This window comes from Pseudomonas sp. GW822-FHT05A08 (assembly GCF_058800485.1).
Genome location: NZ_CM179511.1, coordinates 4,623,717 through 4,641,328, shown reverse-complemented (window position 1 = coordinate 4,641,328; position 17,612 = coordinate 4,623,717). Strand labels below are relative to the sequence as shown.

Below are 17,612 nucleotides of genomic sequence, written 5' to 3'. Positions count from 1 at the left end.
GAACTCCTTGTGCTAACGATCTACAACACGCTCACCAAGAGCAAAGAAGTCTTCAAGCCGCTCGATGGCAACAAGGTGCGCATGTACGTGTGCGGCATGACCGTGTACGACTATTGCCACCTGGGCCACGGCCGCAGCATGGTCGCCTTCGACCTGGTGACCCGCTGGCTGCGCTTCAGCGGCTACGACCTGACCTATGTGCGCAACATCACCGACATCGACGACAAGATCATCAATCGGGCCAACGAGAACGGCGAATCGTTCGAGGCGTTGACCGAGCGCATGATCGCGGCGATGCACGAAGACGAAGCGCGCCTGAACATCAAGAAGCCGGACATGGAACCGCGTGCCACCGACCATATCGCCGGCATGCACGCGATGATCCAGACCCTGATCGACAAGGGCTACGCCTACGCGCCGGGCAACGGCGACGTGTACTACCGGGTCGGCAAGTTCCTCGGTTACGGCAAGCTGTCGCGCAAGAAGATCGAAGACCTGCGCATCGGCGCGCGCATCGAAGTCGACGAGTCGAAGCAGGACCCGCTGGACTTCGTGCTGTGGAAAGCCGCCAAGCCGGGCGAGCCGAGCTGGGAATCGCCATGGGGCGCCGGGCGTCCGGGCTGGCACATCGAATGCTCGGTGATGTCGACTTGCTGCCTGGGCGAGACCTTCGACATTCATGGCGGCGGCAGCGACCTCGAGTTCCCGCACCATGAAAACGAGATCGCCCAGAGCGAGGCGGCCACCGGCAAGACCTACGCCAATGCCTGGATGCATTGCGGCATGATCCGCATCAATGGCGAGAAGATGTCCAAGTCCTTGAACAACTTCTTCACCATCCGCGACGTGCTCGACAAGTACCATCCGGAAGTGGTGCGTTACCTGCTGGTGTCGAGCCACTACCGCAGCGCGATCAACTACTCGGAAGACAACCTCAAGGACGCCAAGGGCGCCCTGGAGCGTTTCTACCACGCCCTCAAAGGCCTGCCGACTGTACCGGCCGCCGGTGGCGAAGCCTTCGTCGAGCGTTTCACCGAGGTGATGAACGACGACTTCGGCACGCCGGAAGCCTGTGCGGTGCTGTTCGAGATGGTGCGCGAGATCAACCGTCTGCGCGAGAGCGATCTCAATGCGGCGGCCGGTCTGGCGGCGCGCCTGCGGGAACTGGCGGACGTGCTGGGTGTGCTGCAGCTGGACGCCGATGACTTCCTGCAGGCCGGTGCCGAAGGCCGGGTCGACGCGGCGCAGGTCGAAGCGTTGATCCAGGCGCGCCTGGCTGCCCGGGCCAACAAGGACTGGGCCGAGTCCGACCGCATCCGCGACCAGATCACCGCCATGGGCGTGGTGCTGGAAGACGGCAAGGGCGGGACTACCTGGCGCCTGGCTGACTGATCGTTGTACTGGCGACAAACAGAAACCCGCCTTGTGCGGGTTTTTGTTTGCCTGCGATTTATCTGTGCGGGATCAAACCAGAATGGCCAGGGAGCTGTACTTGGCGACTAGCGGGTCGGCGGTCAGCAGTTTCATCGGTTCGCTGATCGCGGTGGCCACAATCAGCCGGTCAAAGGGATCGCGGTGGTGATGTTCAAGGTCTTTGACCGCAATGGCGTGTTCCGAGGTGATGGCCAGTTCGATGAAACCGCTCGCCAGGCAATATTCGCGAATCTCTTCCAGGTCCACATCAAGCTTGCCCAGGCCAACCTTGATGGCCATCTCCCAGAAAGACGCGGCGCTGATATAGATTTCGGCAGCGCTTTCAATCAGCTTTCGGGCCTTGGCCGACAACTTCGGATCGTCGCTGAGGGTCCAGAGCAGAATATGCGTGTCGAGCAGGACTCTCACTCCCGGGTACCTTCGAAGGCGTCGAGCATGTCGTCCGGCAGCGGGGCGTCAAAGTCGTCGGGAAGCACCAGTTTGCCTTTCATTGCACCAATGCGCTGCCCCGACGGTTTGCCGACGGGAACCAGGCGGGCGAGGGCACGACCGTGTTTGGCGATGGTAATGACCTGTCCTGCCGCGGCATCGTCGACCAGTTTGGACAGGTTGTTTTTGGCTTCTGCCAGCGGGACAGTGATCATGAGGTTTCTCCAATATTCTGGACAAATATAGCCAGAATATTCGATCCCGGCCAAGCCGAGGCAGACGGCAGGTCAGGTTTTATGTATCCAGCTGTCGCAAGCGCTTGTACAGGGTATTGCGACTCACCCCCAGGCGCCGGGCCAATAGGGAGATGTTGCCACCCACGGCCTTGAGCTGGCGGTGCAGGTCGGGGGTGTCTTGCAGGTCGATGTCGCCGGGCGGTTCGTGGCTGGTGGCTGGCTCCATGTCCAGGTCGACAAAAAAGTCGTCCGGCAGGTGCTCGGCGCGGATCGGCTGTTCTTCGGCCATGGCCAGTGCTACCTGCATCACACTGCTGACCTGGCGCAGGTTGCCCGGCCAGGGATGGCGCTCGAACAGTTCCTGGACATCGCGGCTGAGCCCGGCCCATTGGCCGGACTCGCGATGCTGTTCCCAGATGCGCTTGAACAGCGCCTGTTTGTCGCTGCGTTCGCGCAGGGGCGGCAACTCCAGGGTCAGGCCGCCGATGCGGTAATACAGGTCCTCGCGAAAACGCCCGAGTTGTACCTGTTCGCGCAGGGAGCGGTTGGTCGCCGAGATGATGCGGATGTCCACCGGGAACAGCTCGCTGCTACCCACCGGTTGTACGCAGCGCTCCTGCAGCACACGCAACAGGCGGGCCTGGGTCGGCAAGGGCATGTCGCCGATTTCGTCGAGGAACAGCGTGCCTTTGTCGGCCTTGCGGATCAGGCCGATGCTGCCTTTCTGGCTGGCGCCGGTGAAGGCGCCTTTCTCGTAGCCGAACAACTCGGACTCCACCAGTTCGGCGGGAATCGCCGCGCAGTTGACGGCAATGAACGCCTGTTTGCTCCGCGAGCTGGCTTGGTGCAGGGCCTTGACGAAAACTTCCTTGCCGACGCCGGTTTCGCCGTGGATCAGCAGCGGAATGTCCTTTTCCAGCAGCCGTTCGGCCTGGCGCACGGCTTTCTCCACCCGGCTGTCGCCGAAGTGCAGGGTGTTCAGGCTGATGGCATCTGTGTTGGCGGGAGCCGGACGGGAAGGTGGCTCGACGAAGACTCGGGCCTGGATCGGCATCTGCCTTGGACGCTTGAGCAGGCAATGGAAGCGGTTGCGACCGGCAGCCTGCAGGGCGAAGGGCAGGCCTTCGGGCTGGTTGAGCAATTCCAGCAGTGACACCTTGAACAGGCTTTCGATGCCGACCCGCGACAGGCTGATGCCCAGCAGGTTGTCGGCGCGGCGGTTGGCCGAAAGCACCTGGCCGCTGTCATCGAAGATCAACAGGCCGGCCCATTGGCTGTCGAGGTTGTTCAGGCCGGTGTTGAAGGTCAGCTGGAAATGCCGGCCCTCAAACAGGTTGAGGATCAGCCGGTTCTCCACGGTCTGGCTCATCATCTTGACCATGCCCAGGGTATGGGAGGGCGGCAGGTAGCTGTCGCTGGAGACGTCCAGCACCGCGATCACCCGGCGCTCGGCATCGAAGATCGGCGCGGCCGAGCCGGTCATGAAGCGGTTGGCCTTGAGAAAGTGTTCATCGTGCTCGATATGCACCGCCTGTTCGCAAGCCAGGGCGGTGCCGATGGCGTTGGTCCCGCTGCAGTGTTCCAGCCAGCTGGCGCCGGCGCTGAAACCACGGGCCAGGCTCGGCTCGATAAAACGCTGGGTGCCCCAGGAGGTCAGCACCTGGCCCTGGTTGTCGGCGAGCATGATCAGGCAATTGGAGTTGCTGAGGATGTTCTCGTAGTAGGGCAGGACTTCCTGGTGGGTGGTCTGCACCAGGGCATGCTGGCTCTCCAGCAACTGGGCGATGCGCTCGGCGGGCAGTTGGTCGAAGGCGGGCGCGCTCTGGTGGCTGAGGCCAAAGGCCCGGCAGCGACTCCAGGAGTCCTTGATGATGGTCTCGTGAGACAGCGGTGAGGCAGGTGCGCTCATGGCGGTAGGTCTCTGAAAACGCTTTTATTGTTGTTATTGGCCTAGGCCCGGGACTGTGGCGTTTACGGGCAAAAGCGTCCATCCAGTGTTGTTCACTCTTGTTCATTGTCAACCGCCGGACTGTTCAGTTGTTCAGTGCGGGTTGTTCATTTCTGTTCAGCTGTGAACCTTCCAATAGCCGGTCTTTTAATAAATATCAGGCTTATCAGTGGCTTGGTTTGGTGCCGCGGTTCTGGCACGAAAGTCGCTCTGCTGCTGCGGTCGCTTGACTCCAATAATAAAAAAGGCCGAGCCATGTCATTAACGCTGGAGCACGTCAGCCGTGTCGTCGAGGGCCAGACCTGGATCGATGACATCTCGCTGCGCTTTGAACCCGGTTCCTTCAATGTCCTGCTGGGGCGCACGCTGTCCGGCAAGACCAGCCTGATGCGCTTGATCGCCGGGCTCGACAAGCCCGCCAGCGGGCGCATCCTGATGAACGGCGTGGACGTCACCGGGCGCCCGGTGCGGTTGCGCAACGTGTCGATGGTCTATCAGCAGTTCATCAACTACCCGACCATGACCGTGTTCGAGAATATTGCCTCGCCGCTGCGCCAGGCCGGCGTTTCGGCGCAACTGATCGAGAGCAAGGTGCTGGAGACGGCGAAGATGCTGCGGATCGAGAAGTTCCTGCAGCGCCATCCGCTGGAGCTGTCCGGCGGCCAGCAGCAGCGCACGGCGATGGCCCGGGCGCTGGTCAAGGATGCCGAGCTGATCCTGTTCGACGAACCGCTGGTCAATCTCGACTACAAGCTGCGCGAAGAGCTGCGCCAGGAGATGCGCGAGCTGTTCCAGGCCCGCCACACCATCGCCATCTATGCCACCACCGAGCCCAACGAGGCGCTGGCCCTGGGCGGCACCACCACCATCCTCCACGAGGGGCGTCTGGTGCAGAGCGGCAAGACCGCCGAGGTCTATCACCAGCCCCAGACCGTGCTGGCCGCCGAGCTGTTCTCCGAGCCGCCGATCAACCTGATGCCGGGGCGCATCGCCGGCAATGAAGTGAGCTTCGCCAATTTCGTGCACTTTCCGCTGAACGTCGATCTGCGCCCGGTCGGCGAGGGCGAGTTCCGCTTCGGCGTGCGGCCCAGCCATATCTCCCTGGTGCCGAGCAACGACGACGACCTGGAGCTGGCGGTGACCGTCGAGGTGGCGGAAATCAGCGGCTCGGAAACCTTCCTGCATGTGCGCAACGAACAATTCCTGTTGGTGCTGCACCTGCCCGGCGTGCACGAATACGACGTCGACGCGCCGATCCGTATCTATATCCCCACCCACAAACTGTTCGTCTTCGATGCCCAGGGCCGTCTGGTCCAGGCGCCGGGGCGGCGCGTCGCGAGGGTTGCCTGATGGCCGAGATCCGTTTGCACAACCTCGCCCACAGTTACACCAGTAGCCCGGCCGGTCCCGAGGACTATGCGATCCGCGAGATGAACCACGTCTGGGAGCAGGGCGGCGCCTATGCCTTGCTCGGGCCGTCCGGCTGCGGCAAGTCGACCTTGCTCAACATCATTTCCGGGCTGCTCAGCCCGTCCCAGGGGCAGGTGCTGTTCGATACCCGGGTGGTCAACGAGCTGACTCCCGAGAAGCGCAACATCGCCCAGGTTTTCCAGTTCCCGGTGGTCTACGACACCATGACGGTGTTCGACAACCTGGCCTTTCCGCTGCGCAACCAGGGCCTGGCCGAGGCCAAGGTGCACAGCAAGGTGCAGGAGATCGCCGAGGTCCTCGACTTGCAGGCGCTGCTGAACAAGAAGGCCCGCAACCTCAGCGCCGACGAAAAGCAGAAGGTTTCCATGGGCCGCGGTCTGGTGCGCGACGACGTGTCGGCGATCCTGTTCGACGAGCCGCTGACGGTGATCGACCCGCACCTGAAGTGGAAGCTGCGGCGCAAGCTCAAGCAGATCCACGAGCAGTTCAACATCACCATGGTCTATGTCACCCACGACCAGCTCGAAGCCTCGACCTTCGCCGACAAGATCGCGGTGATGTACGGCGGGCAGATCGTCCAGTTCGGTACCCCGAGGGAGCTGTTCGAGCGGCCGAGCCACACCTTTGTCGGCTACTTCATCGGCAGCCCGGGGATGAACCTGATCGAGGTCCGGGCGGAAGCCGGCGGTGTCGGCTTCGCGGGCACCCACCTGCCATTACCTGAAGCCTTGCAGCAGCGAATCGCCGAGACCGATTACCAGAGCCTGAAAGTCGGCATTCGCCCGGAGTTCATCCATGTCTGGGACGAGCCTTACGAGGAGGCGCTGCAGGCCGAGGTGGTCCATATCGAGGATCTGGGCACCTACAAGATCATGACCCTGAACCTCGACGGCGCGGTCTTGAAAGTGCGGCTGGCCGAAGACAAAACGGTGCCGCAGGGCAGGGCCTGCATCAGCTTCCCCGCGCAGTGGCTGATGGTCTACGCCGACGAATACCTGCTGGAGGCCCACGCCACGAACGAGGTTCAGCCATGAACAAAGTGCAGAACAACAAGGCCTGGTGGCTGGTATTGCCGGTGTTCCTGCTGGTGGCCTTCAGCGCGGTGATCCCGATGATGACCGTGGTCAACTATTCGGTGCAGGACATTTTCGACCAGTCCAGCCGCTACTTCGTCGGCGCCGACTGGTACCGCCAGGTGCTGCTCGACCCGCGCCTGCACGACTCGCTGCTGCGCCAGTTCATCTATTCGGCCTGCGTGCTGCTGATCGAAATTCCCTTGGGCATCGCCATCGCCCTGACCATGCCGAGCAAGGGGCGCTGGTCGTCGGTGGTGCTGATCATCCTCGCCATTCCGCTGCTGATCCCGTGGAACGTGGTGGGCACCATCTGGCAGATCTTCGGTCGCGCCGACATCGGCCTGATGGGCTCGGCGCTGAATGCCCTGGGTATCGATTACAACTACGCGGCCAACACCATGGATGCCTGGGTCACGGTGCTGGTGATGGACGTGTGGCACTGGACCTCGCTGGTGGCGCTGCTCTGCTTTTCGGGGCTGCGGGCGATCCCGGACGTGTATTACCAGGCGGCGCGCATCGACCGGGCGTCGAACTGGGCGGTGTTCCGCCATATCCAGTTGCCGAAGATGAAAAGCGTGCTGCTGATCGCGGTGATGCTGCGTTTCATGGACAGCTTCATGATCTACACCGAGCCGTTCGTGCTCACCGGCGGCGGGCCGGGCAACGCCACGACCTTCCTCAGCCAGACCCTGACCCAGATGGCGATCGGTCAGTTCGACCTGGGCCCCGCCGCAGCGTTCTCCCTGGTGTACTTCCTGATCATCCTGCTGGTGTCCTGGCTGTTCTACACCGCCATGACCCACTCCGACGCCAATCGCTGAGGACGGCCGCCATGACCAAGCGCAAGCTGATACCGCTGCTGATCTACATCCTGTTCCTGCTGGTGCCGATCTACTGGTTGCTGAACATGTCGTTCAAGAGCAACAACGAGATCCTCGGCAGCCTGACCCTGTGGCCCCAGGACTTCACCTGGCACAACTACAAGGTGATCTTCACCGACCCCAGCTGGTACACCGGCTACCTCAACTCGCTGTATTACGTCAGCCTGAACACGGTGATTTCCCTGAGCGTGGCGCTGCCGGCGGCCTACGCCTTTTCGCGCTACCGCTTCCTCGGCGACAAGCACCTGTTCTTCTGGCTGCTGACCAACCGCATGGCGCCGCCGGCGGTATTTCTGCTGCCGTTCTTCCAGCTGTATTCGTCCATCGGCCTGTTCGATACGCACATTGCCGTGGCCCTGGCCCACTGCCTGTTCAACGTGCCGCTGGCGGTATGGATTCTCGAAGGCTTCATGTCCGGGGTGCCGAAGGAAATCGACGAGACCGCCTACATCGATGGCTACAGCTTTCCCAAATTCTTCGTGAAGATCTTCGTCCCGCTGATCGGCTCGGGGATCGGTGTGACGGCGTTCTTCTGCTTCATGTTTTCCTGGGTCGAGCTGCTGCTGGCGCGGACTTTGACCTCGGTGAACGCCAAGCCGATCGCCGCGGTGATGACCCGCACCGTGTCCGCCTCCGGTATCGACTGGGGCGTGCTGGCGGCCGCCGGGGTGCTGACCATCCTGCCGGGCATGCTGGTGATCTGGTTTGTTCGCAACCATGTGGCCAAGGGCTTCGCCCTGGGCCGGGTATGAGGAACCGTTGATGGAATGGATGAACTGGACCGCCCCGACGGCGGCATTCTTTGGTGTCATTGCCTTGATCCTGCTGGGCATGACCACGTGGGAGCTGCGTTCGCCGAGCATCCCTCGGCGTGGCTTCCTGCCGATTGCCACCACCCGTGGCGATCGTCTGTTTATCGGTCTTCTCGGCAGCGCCTACCTGCATCTGCTGGTAATCGGCGCCACCGACTGGAGCATCTGGGCGGCGTTCGTGCTGTCCCTGGTGTGGCTGTTGGCTGTGATGCGTTGGGGCTAGCCGGGCGCGGGCGCGGCGGTCCTGCTTCGAAATTCAACCGGGAGGTCTCTATGTTCGACAAAAACAATAAGCTGCGACATAGCGTTTCATTGGCGGCCATGCTGGCATTGAGCGGCCTGAGCGCGACGGCCTGGGCCGACGCCTATGAGGACGCCGCGAAAAAGTGGATCGGCAGCGAGTTCAAGCCATCCACGCTGACCGCGGAACAACAGCTGGAAGAGCTGAAGTGGTTCATCAAGGCGTCCGAGCCGTTTCGCGGGATGAAGATCAACGTGGTCTCGGAAACCATCGCCACCCATGAGTACGAGTCCAAGGTGCTGGCCAAGGCTTTCAGCGAAATCACCGGGATCAAGCTGACCCACGACCTGCTGCAGGAGGGCGACGTGGTGGAGAAGCTGCAGACCCAGATGCAGTCGGACAAGAACATCTATGACGGCTGGGTCAACGACTCCGACCTGATCGGCACGCACTTTCGTTATGGCAAGACCGAATCCATCACCGACCTGATGGCCAACGAAGGCAAGGACTACACCTCGCCGACCCTGGACATCAAGGACTTCATCGGCATCTCCTTCACCACCGCGCCGGACGGCAAGATCTATCAGTTGCCCGACCAGCAATTCGCCAACCTGTACTGGTTCCGCGCCGACTGGTTCGAGCGGGCCGACCTGAAAGCCAGGTTCAAGGAGAAGTACGGCTACGAGCTGGGTGTACCGGTGAACTGGTCGGCCTATGAGGACATCGCCAAGTTCTTCAGCGAGGACGTCAAGGAGATCGACGGCAAGCGGGTCTATGGGCATATGGACTACGGCAAGAAGGACCCGTCCCTGGGCTGGCGCTTCACCGATGCCTGGTTCTCCATGGCCGGCGGTGGCGACAAGGGCTTGCCCAACGGTTTGCCGGTGGACGAGTGGGGGATCCGCGTCGAGGACTGTCATCCGGTGGGCTCCAGCGTGACCCGCGGCGGCGACACCAACGGCCCGGCGGCGGTGTTCGCCACCACCAAATACGTCGACTGGATGAAAAAGTACGCGCCACCGGAGGCGGCGGGCATGACCTTCTCCGAGTCAGGGCCGGTGCCGTCCCAGGGCAATATTGCCCAGCAGATCTTCTGGTACACCGCCTTCACTGCCGACATGACCAAGCCGGGCCTGGCGGTGATGAACGCCGACGGCACGCCGAAATGGCGCATGGCGCCGTCGCCGCGTGGACCGTACTGGGAAGAGGGCATGAAGCTGGGGTATCAGGACGTGGGTTCCTGGACCTTCATGAAGTCCACCCCGGAGAAGCAGAAACTCGCGGCCTGGCTCTATGCCCAGTTCGTGACCTCGAAAACCGTGTCGCTGAAGAAAACCATCGTCGGCCTGACACCGATCCGTGAGTCGGACATCAACTCCCAGGCGATGACCGACCTGGCGCCGAAGCTCGGTGGCCTGGTGGAGTTCTATCGCAGCCCGGCCCGCGTGCAGTGGACGCCGACCGGCACCAACGTGCCGGACTATCCACGCCTGGCGCAGTTGTGGTGGAGCCATATCGCCGAAGCCGCCAGCGGCGAGAAAACCCCGCAACAGGCGCTCGATGGCCTGGCCAAGGACCAGGACGCGATCATGACCCGGCTCGAGCGCTCGAAAGCCCAGGCCACCTGCGCGCCGAAAATGAACCCCGAGCGCGACGCGCAATACTGGTTCGACCAGCCGGGCGCGCCGAAACCGAAACTGGCCAACGAGAAACCCAAGGGGGAAACCGTGAGCTACAACGAACTGCTCAAGTCGTGGGAGGCAGCGCGCAAATAAGGTTGTGGATCGGTAATGCGCAACGGCACCTTCGGGTGCCGTTGTGTTTTGGGAATGGCTGTTGTGCTGTCAGGGCAATCGCTGTCGCGGGCAGACCAGGTGGCGAAGACACTGCTTGTCTGTAGGAGCGAGGCTTGCCCGCGATGATGTCCCTCGAACCGGCGCAGATCTTCAGGCCAGTGCTGCCAGCCGCTCCACCGTATCGGGAAAGCGCTGTACCAGGCGGATCAGGGTGGTGGCCTGAGCGTTGGGTTTTGCCCGTCCTTGCTCCCAGTTCTCCAGGGTTCGAGTGTTGGTGCGCAGGTACATGGCAAATACCGATCTGGACAGGTTCAGCTGTTCGCGCACTGCCAGCACTTCTTCGGCGGTGATCGGGAGCAATGCGCTCAGCTTGACCTTGTGGCTACGCAGCGTGAGCTTGCCTTGGCGCTCTTTGGCCAGGGCGTCGAAACCTTCGACCAGTTCGGAAAAGATGTCACGTTTCATGATGGGTCCTTGCCTCGACTTCTCTGTTCAACAGTTGCTTGAGCAGTTTTTTCTGTTGGGGTGTCAGGTCGTTCTGCTCGTTCTTTGCGTAAAGGGTGAAGAGCCAGAACTGGGCGCCTCCGGACCACCAGTAATAGATCACCCTGATTCCGCCGCGTTTGCCCTTGTGTCTTCGCTCATCGACAAAACGGATCTTGCGCAAGCCACCGGTTCCTTCGATGAGATCTCCGGCTTCGGGGGCTTTGAGCAATTCAAGCTGCAGGCTACGAAAAAGCTCGTCGTCCAGATAGTCCTGTCGATAGCGCTGGAACGGGGGTAACTCAATAAAAAGTGCGTCCATGCTTTGTACGTAACCTACGTATATTTTTGATTGGATAGGTCAAGAGGTCAAGGCGTTGCGCATGACGCTCGTCGCCTTTTAATGACCTTAGACTTAGCAATCAGGATGAGACGTAGGACGCGTCTTTGAAGCCTGAAAGGCAATTCCTTTCAGGCGGCAGGAGGAAGGGCAGGGCGGTTTTCTTCGGAAAACAAAACGGCGCCCGAAGGCGCCGTCTTGTTTTACTGCGGATCGTGCTTGAGCGATCAGCCCGCCAGACCGGATTGCTGGACCAGGATCAGCAGCGGTTGTGGGTAGACGCCGAGGAAGAACGCCAGGACCGCGATGGCCAGCAGCATCACGCCGCCGGCTTTCTGTTCCCAGTGCAGCTGGGCGTCGACGCGGCGCAGGTTCGGCTCGATCAGGTACAGGGTGACCATGACGCGCAGGTAGTAGAACACGCCGATGGCGCTGCCCAGGACCAGGGAACCGACCAGCCACCATTGGTGCGCTTCGACACCGGTGGCGATGATGTAGAACTTGCCGATGAAGCCTGCGGTCAGCGGGATGCCGGCCAGGGACAGCATCATCACGGTGAGTACGGCGGTCAGGTACGGACGGCGCCAGAACAGGCCGCGGTACTCATACAGGGCATCCGCGTCGCGACCCTTGTAAGGCGAGGACATCAGGGTGATCACACCGAAGGCGCCGAGGCTGGTGATCACGTAAGTGACCAGGTAGACGCCGATGGCTTCCATCGCCAGGCCCTTGCTCGCCACCAGGGCGATCAGCAGGTAACCGAAGTGGGCGATGGACGAGTAACCCAGCAGACGCTTGAGGTTGCTCTGGGTCAGCGCCAGCAGGTTACCGAACAGGATCGAGGCAATCGCGATCAGGGTCAGCACGGTGTTCAGGACACCGCTGCTGGCCACCGGCGAGATCTGGAACAGACGCACCATCACCGCGAATACCGCCACCTTGCTCGCGGTGGCCAGGAAGGCCGCCACAGGCGCCGGGGCCCCTTCGTAGACGTCCGGGGTCCACAGGTGGAACGGTACCAGCGACAGCTTGAACGCCAGGCCGATCAGCATCATGCCCAGGCCCAGTTGGGCCAGCGGGCTAGGCAGGCCGGTCGCGGCCAGGGCCTGACCGATGCCGTTGAAGCTCAGGCTGCCGGCTTCGGCGTAGAGCAGGGCCATGCCGAACAGCAGGAACGCGGAACCAGCGGCCGACAGCACCATGTACTTGATGCCGGCTTCCAGCGAGCGCTTGTTGAAGAAGGCATAAGCCACCAGGCCGTAGACCGGTACCGAGAGCAGCTCCAGGCCGATGAACAAGCCGGCCAGGTGCTGTGCGCTGACCAGGACCAGGCCGCCGGCGGCGGCCATCAGGATCAGCAGGTACAGCTCTTCGCGGTTGCCTGGGTAGCCGGTGCCGCCGTCGCCCAGGTAGGCGTGGGCGAGGGTGACGCAGGCCAGGGTGGCCACCAGGATCAGCGCCATGTACAGGCAGGCGAACTGGTCGATCTGCAGCAATGGAGTCACCGCCAGAGGGGTGACTTTCAGGGCCGGCAGAATCGACAGCAACGCCAGGTTCAGACCGGCGACCGACAGCAGGAAGGTTTGCGAGTGGTTGCGACGCCAGGCGATAGCCAGCATCACCACAATGATGGTGAGGCTGGTGATCAACAGCGGCGCAAGCGCGATAAAGTGTTGAATCGTAAAGTCCATAGCGCTCTTACCGGGCCGAAGCGAGTTGAGTGAAGGCGGTGCCGAGCCATTGCTGCACGCCACTCATGGTGGCGGCAGAGGTATCGAGGAACGGTTGCGGGTAGATGCCGATGTAGATCAGCAGCGCCGCCAGTCCGACCACCATGATCAGTTCGCGAGCGTCCATGCCGTGCAGGACCGCGTCCGACTTGGCCGGGCCGAAGTAGGCGCGGTGAATCATGATCAGCGAATAGACCGAACCGAACACCAGGCCGGACGTCGCGAGCACGGTGACCCATGGCGCGCTGGCGAAGGTGCCGATCAGGATCAGGAATTCGCCGACGAAGTTACCGGTCGCCGGCAAGCCCAGCGAGGCCGCGGCGAAGAACAGGCTGATGGCTGGCAGGTAGGCGATCTTCGACCACAGGCCGCCCATTTCACGCATGTCGCGGGTGTGGGTGCGTTCGTACAGCTGGCCGCACAGGATAAAGAGTGCTGCCGCCGACAGACCGTGCGCGAGCATCTGGATCACCGCGCCCTGCAGGGCCAGCTGGCTGCCGGAGTAGATGCCGATCAGCACGAAGCCCATGTGCGAAACGCTGGAGAATGCCACCAGGCGCTTGATGTCGGTCTGGGCGAAGGCCAGGAAGGCACCGTAGAAGATCCCGATCAGACCCAGGGTCATGGCGATCGGCGCGAACTCGGCCGAGGCATTCGGGAACAGCGGCAGGGCGAAACGCAGCAGGCCGTAGGCCGCGGTCTTCAGCAAGATACCGGCGAGGTCCACGGAGCCCGCGGTCGGTGCCTGGGCGTGAGCGTCAGGCAGCCAGGAGTGGAACGGCACCACCGGCAATTTCACCGCGAAGGCGATGAAGAAGCCGAGCATCAGCACGTACTCGGTGGTGGTCGACATCTTGGTCTTCAACAGGTCGGCGTAGTTGAAGGTGATCACGCCGGTGTCGTTGAAGTTGACCAGCACCAGACCGAGGATCGCCACCAGCATGATCAGGCCGGAAGCCTGAGTGAAGATGAAGAACTTGGTCGCGGCGTAGATCCGGGTTTTCTTGCCGTCCGAAGAACTGTGACCCCAGAGCGCGATGAGGAAGTACATCGGCACCAGCATCATTTCCCAGAAGAAGAAGAACATGAACAGGTCGAGGGCGAGGAACACGCCGACGACACCGCCCAGGATCCACATCAGGTTCAGGTGGAAGAAGCCCACGTGACGCTGGATCTCTTTCCAGGAGCAGAGGACGGACAGCACGCCCAGGAGGCCGGTCAGCAGGATCATCAACAGCGACAGGCCATCGAGGGCCAGGTGCACGTTGATGCCGAAGCGCTCGATCCAGACGTGCTTGAACTCCAGGGTCCAGGTCGGATCGGCGCCAGGTGCCGGAGCGAGTGAATAGTCGCCGTGGGCCCACAGCCAGAGGCCGAGGGTGAGCAGCAGGGACATGGTGATCAGCGCAATCCAGCGGGGGAGGGTGGCGCCGAAGCGCTCACCCATCCAGCACAGCAGGCCGCCGATGAAGGGGATCAGGATTAGCCAAGGCAGAATCATGACGGGCTCAATTCCTTTCGCAAGTTCGCAAGGTTCATATCAGACCGCTACCAGCACGACGGCGCCGATAACCAGCACGGCACCAGCAGCCATCGAGGCGGCGTACCAACGCAGTTGACCGGTTTCCGTACGGCTCAGGGAGTTGTGGCCCCCTTTGGCCAGGCGCGGGATCAGACCGATGGTCTGGTCGAGCGGGTCTTTGCGCAGTACATGGCTGATCGCCAGATATGGCTTGACGAACAGTTTGTCGTAGATCCAGTCGAAGCCCCAGGCAGCGAACCACCAGGCCGAGAGGATGCGGCCGATGCTGCTGTTGGCGACGGCGGTAACGAAGCGACGCTTGCCGAGGAACAGCAGCGCGGCCAGCAGGATACCGGCGATGGCGATGGCGCCCGACGCCAGTTCCAGGCTGTGCTTGGCTTCGCCACCGGCATGGCCGACGCTTTGCGGCAGCACACCGTGCAGCGGTGGAGTGATCATGGCGCCGACGGCGGTCGACAGAATGATCAGCACCGACAGCGGCAGCCAGTGGCTGATGCCGTGGCCGGCATGGGCTTCGGTCTTGGCTTCACCGTGGAAGGTGATGAAGATCAGGCGGAAGGTGTACAGCGAGGTCATGAAGGCCCCCACCAGACCGGCATACAGCAGGCCGTGGTTACCGCTGGCGAAGGCTTCCCAGAGGATCTCGTCCTTGGAGTAGAAACCGGCGGTGACCAGTGGCAGGGCCGCCAGGGCCGCGCCGCCGACGATGAAGCTGGCGTAGGCCAGTGGCAGTTTCTTCCACAGGCCGCCCATCTTGAAGATGTTCTGCTCGTGGTGGCAGGCAACGATCACCGCACCGGAGGCAAGGAACAGCAGGGCCTTGAAGAAGGCGTGGGTCATCAGGTGGAAGATCGCGCCGTCCCAGGCGCCAACGCCCAGGGCCAGGAACATGTAGCCGATCTGGCTCATGGTCGAGTAGGCGAGAATCCGCTTGATGTCGGTCTGGACCAGCGCGGCGAAGCCGGCCAGGACCAGAGTCACGCCACCGACGACGCCCACCAGGTGCAGGATATCCGGCGCCAGGGCGAACAGACCGTGGGTACGGGCGATCAGGTAGACACCGGCAGTCACCATGGTTGCGGCGTGGATCAGTGCCGAAACCGGAGTAGGACCGGCCATCGCGTCCGCCAGCCAGGTCTGCAGCGGCAGCTGGGCGGATTTACCGACCGCGCCACCCAGCAGCATCAGGGTCGCCAGGACGATCCAGAAGTCGCCGGCCTGGAACTTCGCAGGCGCCGCGACCAGCAGTTGCTGGATATTCAGGGTGCCCAGCTGCTGGAACAGGATGAACAGGCCGATGGCCATGAACACGTCGCCGATGCGAGTGACGATGAAGGCCTTGAGTGCCGCGTTACCGTTGTTGCGGTTGCTGTAGTAGAAACCGATCAGCAGGTACGAACACAGGCCCACACCTTCCCAGCCGAAGTACAGGAACAACAGGTCATCGCCGAGCACCAGGAACAGCATGCTGGCGATGAACAGGTTGGTGTAGGCGAAGAAGCGCGAGTAACCGTCTTCACCGCGCATGTACCAGGACGCGAACAGGTGGATCAGGAAGCCCACGCCCACCACCACGCCGAGCATGGTCACGGACAGGCCATCCAGATACAGGGCGAAGGTCGGCTTGAAGTCGCCTACGGTCATCCACTGCCACAGCACCTGGGTGTAGTGGCCACCTTCCGGCGGGGCGACGTTGAATTGCCAGATCACATAAGCCGCGACAATCGCCGACAGGCCAACGGAGCCGACACCGATCAGGGCGGCGAGGTTTTCCGAGAGGCGTCCACGGGAGAACGACAGCAGCAGGAAACCGATCAGGGGGAACAGGAAAGTCAGATAGAGAAGGTTCATCCGCGCATCTCGCTGGCAGCGTCGATATCGAGAGTGTGGAAGCGGCGATACAGCTGCAACAGGATCGCCAGGCCGATACTGGCCTCGGCGGCTGCCAGGCTGATCACCAGGATGAACATGATCTGTCCATCCGGCTGCGCCCATCTGGCACCTGCGACGATGAAGGCCAGGGCGGAGGCGTTCATCATCACTTCCAGGCTCATCAGCACGAAGAGAATGTTGCGGCGCACCATCAGGCCGACCAGGCCGAGGCAGAACAGGATGCCGGCAACGGCCAGGCCATGCTCCAGAGGGATAGTTCCGATAGTAGGCATGGTCTTACTCCTTCGCCTCGTTGCGGCCCAGGTGGAACGCCGTGACGGCTGCGGCGAGCAGCAGCATCGAGGCGAGTTCGACCACCAGCAGATAAGGACCGAACAGGCTGATACCCACGGCCTTGGCGTCCACGGTGGTGTGGCCGACACCGGTACCGCTCTGGTGGCTGAACAGCACGTACAGCAGCTCCACCAGCAGCAGGGTGGCGAGCACCACCGGCCCCAGCCAGATTCCGGGCTTGAGCCAGATGCGTTCCTGCTGAACCGAGGCAGGCCCCAGGTTCAGCATCATCACCACGAACACGAACAGCACCATGATGGCGCCAGCATAGGCGATCACTTCCAGTACGCCGGCGAACGGCGCGCCGAGGCTGAAGAAGGTCATCGCCACGGCGATCAGCGAAATGATCAGGTAGAGCAGGGCGTGCACAGGGTTGGTGTTGGTCACCACGCGGAGCGTGGAGACAACGGCGACACCTGACGCGAAATAGAAAGCGAATTCCATCTTTCTTCCTTAAGGCAGCAAGCTCTTCACGTTGATCGGCTCGGCTTCGTTTTGCGCGGAGCCTTTTGGCTTACCGGCAATGGCCATACCTGCAACACGATAGAAGTTGTAATCAGGGTTCTTTCCGGGGCCGGAGATCAGCAGATCTTCTTTCTCGTAAACCAGGTCCTGACGTTTGAACTCGGCCATCTCGAAATCCGGGGTCAGCTGGATCGCGGTGGTCGGGCAGGCTTCCTCGCAGAGGCCGCAGAAGATGCAACGCGAGAAGTTGATGCGGAAGAAGTCCGGGTACCAGCGACCGTCTTCGGTTTCAGCTTTCTGCAGCGAGATGCATCCCACCGGGCATGCCACGGCGCACAGGTTGCAGGCTACGCAACGCTCTTCGCCATCGGGGTCGCGGGTCAGCACGATGCGGCCACGGTAGCGGGGCGGCAGGTAGACCGGCTCTTCCGGGTATTGCAGGGTGTCGCGCTTGCGAAAGCCATGGCCGAAGACCATCACCAGGCTGCGCAGTTGGGTACCAGTACCCTTAACGATGTCGCCAATATATTTGAACATGGGT

The 17,612-nt window shown here is 62.0% G+C and carries 18 protein-coding genes; 7 read left to right on the top strand and 11 right to left on the bottom strand.

The window, feature by feature from the left end; genetic code table 11:
• Positions 1 to 9 precede the first annotated feature (9 nt).
• Positions 10 to 1,392 carry a cysteine--tRNA ligase gene (cysS, locus tag AC3RCP_RS20765; protein ID WP_053261852.1) on the top strand — a complete coding sequence of 461 codons (1,383 nt, stop codon included), beginning with the start codon at positions 10 to 12 and terminating at the stop codon, positions 1,390 to 1,392.
• 72 nt (positions 1,393 to 1,464) lie between these two features.
• Here the strand turns inward: cysS and AC3RCP_RS20760 are convergent, their stop codons facing one another.
• Genes AC3RCP_RS20760 through AC3RCP_RS20750 form a run of 3 tightly spaced genes read right to left on the bottom strand, consistent with a single transcriptional unit; the run spans position 1,465 to position 4,008 of the window.
• Complete coding sequence (locus AC3RCP_RS20760) at positions 1,465 to 1,842, bottom strand: type II toxin-antitoxin system VapC family toxin (protein ID WP_007929631.1); 378 nt, start codon at positions 1,840 to 1,842, stop codon at positions 1,465 to 1,467.
• Positions 1,839 to 2,132 (bottom strand): type II toxin-antitoxin system Phd/YefM family antitoxin, encoded by a 294-nt coding sequence (locus tag AC3RCP_RS20755; protein WP_256593410.1) that lies wholly within the window; start codon positions 2,130 to 2,132, stop codon positions 1,839 to 1,841. Before AC3RCP_RS20755 ends, AC3RCP_RS20760 begins: the two co-directional genes overlap by 4 nt.
• A gap of 25 nt (positions 2,133 to 2,157) precedes the next feature.
• Positions 2,158 to 4,008, bottom strand: coding sequence for a sigma-54-dependent Fis family transcriptional regulator (locus AC3RCP_RS20750; RefSeq protein WP_492570961.1), 1,851 nt, complete (start codon positions 4,006 to 4,008; stop codon positions 2,158 to 2,160).
• A 294-nt stretch (positions 4,009 to 4,302) separates the two neighbouring features.
• Between AC3RCP_RS20750 and AC3RCP_RS20745 the strand changes: the two genes are divergently transcribed.
• The 6 genes from AC3RCP_RS20745 to AC3RCP_RS20720 are packed head-to-tail and all read left to right on the top strand — an operon-like array spanning position 4,303 to position 10,263.
• Positions 4,303 to 5,397 (top strand): ABC transporter ATP-binding protein, encoded by a 1,095-nt coding sequence (locus AC3RCP_RS20745; protein WP_007929624.1) that lies wholly within the window; start codon positions 4,303 to 4,305, stop codon positions 5,395 to 5,397.
• The gene (locus AC3RCP_RS20740) at positions 5,397 to 6,512 is read left to right on the top strand and encodes an ABC transporter ATP-binding protein (RefSeq protein ID WP_492570962.1); all 1,116 of its coding nucleotides are present in this window, start codon (positions 5,397 to 5,399) and stop codon (positions 6,510 to 6,512) included. The genes AC3RCP_RS20745 and AC3RCP_RS20740 overlap by 1 nt, the downstream gene beginning before the upstream one ends.
• Positions 6,509 to 7,375: a carbohydrate ABC transporter permease gene (locus AC3RCP_RS20735; RefSeq protein ID WP_007929620.1), complete on the top strand. Its 867-nt coding sequence runs from the start codon at positions 6,509 to 6,511 to the stop codon at positions 7,373 to 7,375. Before AC3RCP_RS20740 ends, AC3RCP_RS20735 begins: the two co-directional genes overlap by 4 nt.
• 11 nt (positions 7,376 to 7,386) lie before the next feature.
• Positions 7,387 to 8,187 carry a carbohydrate ABC transporter permease gene (locus AC3RCP_RS20730; RefSeq protein WP_007929618.1) on the top strand — a complete coding sequence of 267 codons (801 nt, stop codon included), beginning with the start codon at positions 7,387 to 7,389 and terminating at the stop codon, positions 8,185 to 8,187.
• 10 nt (positions 8,188 to 8,197) lie between these two features.
• The gene (locus AC3RCP_RS20725; protein WP_492570963.1) at positions 8,198 to 8,470 is read left to right on the top strand and encodes a DUF2160 domain-containing protein; all 273 of its coding nucleotides are present in this window, start codon (positions 8,198 to 8,200) and stop codon (positions 8,468 to 8,470) included.
• A gap of 50 nt (positions 8,471 to 8,520) precedes the next feature.
• A complete protein-coding gene (locus AC3RCP_RS20720; protein WP_492570964.1) occupies positions 8,521 to 10,263 on the top strand; it encodes an ABC transporter substrate-binding protein in 1,743 nt (580 codons plus the stop codon).
• 171 nt (positions 10,264 to 10,434) lie between these two features.
• Here the strand turns inward: AC3RCP_RS20720 and AC3RCP_RS20715 are convergent, their stop codons facing one another.
• The 8 genes from AC3RCP_RS20715 to nuoI all read right to left on the bottom strand — a co-directional run bounded on the left by AC3RCP_RS20715 (position 10,435) and on the right by nuoI (position 17,608).
• Positions 10,435 to 10,749 carry a helix-turn-helix domain-containing protein gene (locus AC3RCP_RS20715; RefSeq protein WP_007929615.1) on the bottom strand — a complete coding sequence of 105 codons (315 nt, stop codon included), beginning with the start codon at positions 10,747 to 10,749 and terminating at the stop codon, positions 10,435 to 10,437.
• Positions 10,739 to 11,089 carry a type II toxin-antitoxin system RelE/ParE family toxin gene (locus tag AC3RCP_RS20710; RefSeq protein ID WP_092304518.1) on the bottom strand — a complete coding sequence of 117 codons (351 nt, stop codon included), beginning with the start codon at positions 11,087 to 11,089 and terminating at the stop codon, positions 10,739 to 10,741. Before AC3RCP_RS20710 ends, AC3RCP_RS20715 begins: the two co-directional genes overlap by 11 nt.
• Positions 11,090 to 11,334: 245 nt before the next feature.
• Positions 11,335 to 12,798 (bottom strand): NADH-quinone oxidoreductase subunit NuoN, encoded by a 1,464-nt coding sequence (gene nuoN, locus AC3RCP_RS20705; RefSeq protein WP_007929613.1) that lies wholly within the window; start codon positions 12,796 to 12,798, stop codon positions 11,335 to 11,337.
• Between the two features lie 7 nt (positions 12,799 to 12,805).
• The gene (nuoM, locus tag AC3RCP_RS20700) at positions 12,806 to 14,338 is read right to left on the bottom strand and encodes an NADH-quinone oxidoreductase subunit M (protein WP_101338483.1); all 1,533 of its coding nucleotides are present in this window, start codon (positions 14,336 to 14,338) and stop codon (positions 12,806 to 12,808) included.
• Positions 14,339 to 14,377: 39 nt separating this feature from the next.
• Positions 14,378 to 16,231, bottom strand: a complete 1,854-nt coding sequence (nuoL, locus tag AC3RCP_RS20695; protein ID WP_101338482.1) for an NADH-quinone oxidoreductase subunit L — start codon at positions 16,229 to 16,231, stop codon at positions 14,378 to 14,380.
• Complete coding sequence (gene nuoK, locus AC3RCP_RS20690; RefSeq protein ID WP_085985111.1) at positions 16,228 to 16,536, bottom strand: NADH-quinone oxidoreductase subunit NuoK; 309 nt, start codon at positions 16,534 to 16,536, stop codon at positions 16,228 to 16,230. Before nuoK ends, nuoL begins: the two co-directional genes overlap by 4 nt.
• Positions 16,537 to 16,549: 13 nt before the next feature.
• Positions 16,550 to 17,050, bottom strand: a complete 501-nt coding sequence (gene nuoJ / locus AC3RCP_RS20685; RefSeq protein WP_101338481.1) for an NADH-quinone oxidoreductase subunit J — start codon at positions 17,048 to 17,050, stop codon at positions 16,550 to 16,552.
• Between the two features lie 9 nt (positions 17,051 to 17,059).
• Entirely contained in the window at positions 17,060 to 17,608 is a 549-nt protein-coding gene (gene nuoI / locus AC3RCP_RS20680) for an NADH-quinone oxidoreductase subunit NuoI (RefSeq protein WP_003223795.1), read from the bottom strand.
• Positions 17,609 to 17,612 lie beyond the last annotated feature (4 nt).

What these genes read in the sequence shown, in the direction of transcription:
- AC3RCP_RS20750 (WP_492570961.1), bottom strand. Translation starts at nt 4,008, where the DNA reads ATGAGCGCACCTGCCTCACCGCTGTCTCACGAGACCATCATCAAGGAC.
- AC3RCP_RS20745 (WP_007929624.1), top strand. Translation starts at nt 4,303, where the DNA reads ATGTCATTAACGCTGGAGCACGTCAGCCGTGTCGTCGAGGGCCAGACC.
- AC3RCP_RS20740 (WP_492570962.1), top strand. Translation starts at nt 5,397, where the DNA reads ATGGCCGAGATCCGTTTGCACAACCTCGCCCACAGTTACACCAGTAGC.
- AC3RCP_RS20735 (WP_007929620.1), top strand. Translation starts at nt 6,509, where the DNA reads ATGAACAAAGTGCAGAACAACAAGGCCTGGTGGCTGGTATTGCCGGTG.
- AC3RCP_RS20730 (WP_007929618.1), top strand. Translation starts at nt 7,387, where the DNA reads ATGACCAAGCGCAAGCTGATACCGCTGCTGATCTACATCCTGTTCCTG.
- AC3RCP_RS20725 (WP_492570963.1), top strand. Translation starts at nt 8,198, where the DNA reads ATGGAATGGATGAACTGGACCGCCCCGACGGCGGCATTCTTTGGTGTC.
- AC3RCP_RS20720 (WP_492570964.1), top strand. Translation starts at nt 8,521, where the DNA reads ATGTTCGACAAAAACAATAAGCTGCGACATAGCGTTTCATTGGCGGCC.
- AC3RCP_RS20715 (WP_007929615.1), bottom strand. Translation starts at nt 10,749, where the DNA reads ATGAAACGTGACATCTTTTCCGAACTGGTCGAAGGTTTCGACGCCCTG.
- AC3RCP_RS20710 (WP_092304518.1), bottom strand. Translation starts at nt 11,089, where the DNA reads ATGGACGCACTTTTTATTGAGTTACCCCCGTTCCAGCGCTATCGACAG.
- nuoN (WP_007929613.1), bottom strand. Translation starts at nt 12,798, where the DNA reads ATGGACTTTACGATTCAACACTTTATCGCGCTTGCGCCGCTGTTGATC.
- nuoM (WP_101338483.1), bottom strand. Translation starts at nt 14,338, where the DNA reads ATGATTCTGCCTTGGCTAATCCTGATCCCCTTCATCGGCGGCCTGCTG.
- nuoL (WP_101338482.1), bottom strand. Translation starts at nt 16,231, where the DNA reads ATGAACCTTCTCTATCTGACTTTCCTGTTCCCCCTGATCGGTTTCCTG.
- nuoJ (WP_101338481.1), bottom strand. Translation starts at nt 17,050, where the DNA reads ATGGAATTCGCTTTCTATTTCGCGTCAGGTGTCGCCGTTGTCTCCACG.
- nuoI (WP_003223795.1), bottom strand. Translation starts at nt 17,608, where the DNA reads ATGTTCAAATATATTGGCGACATCGTTAAGGGTACTGGTACCCAACTG.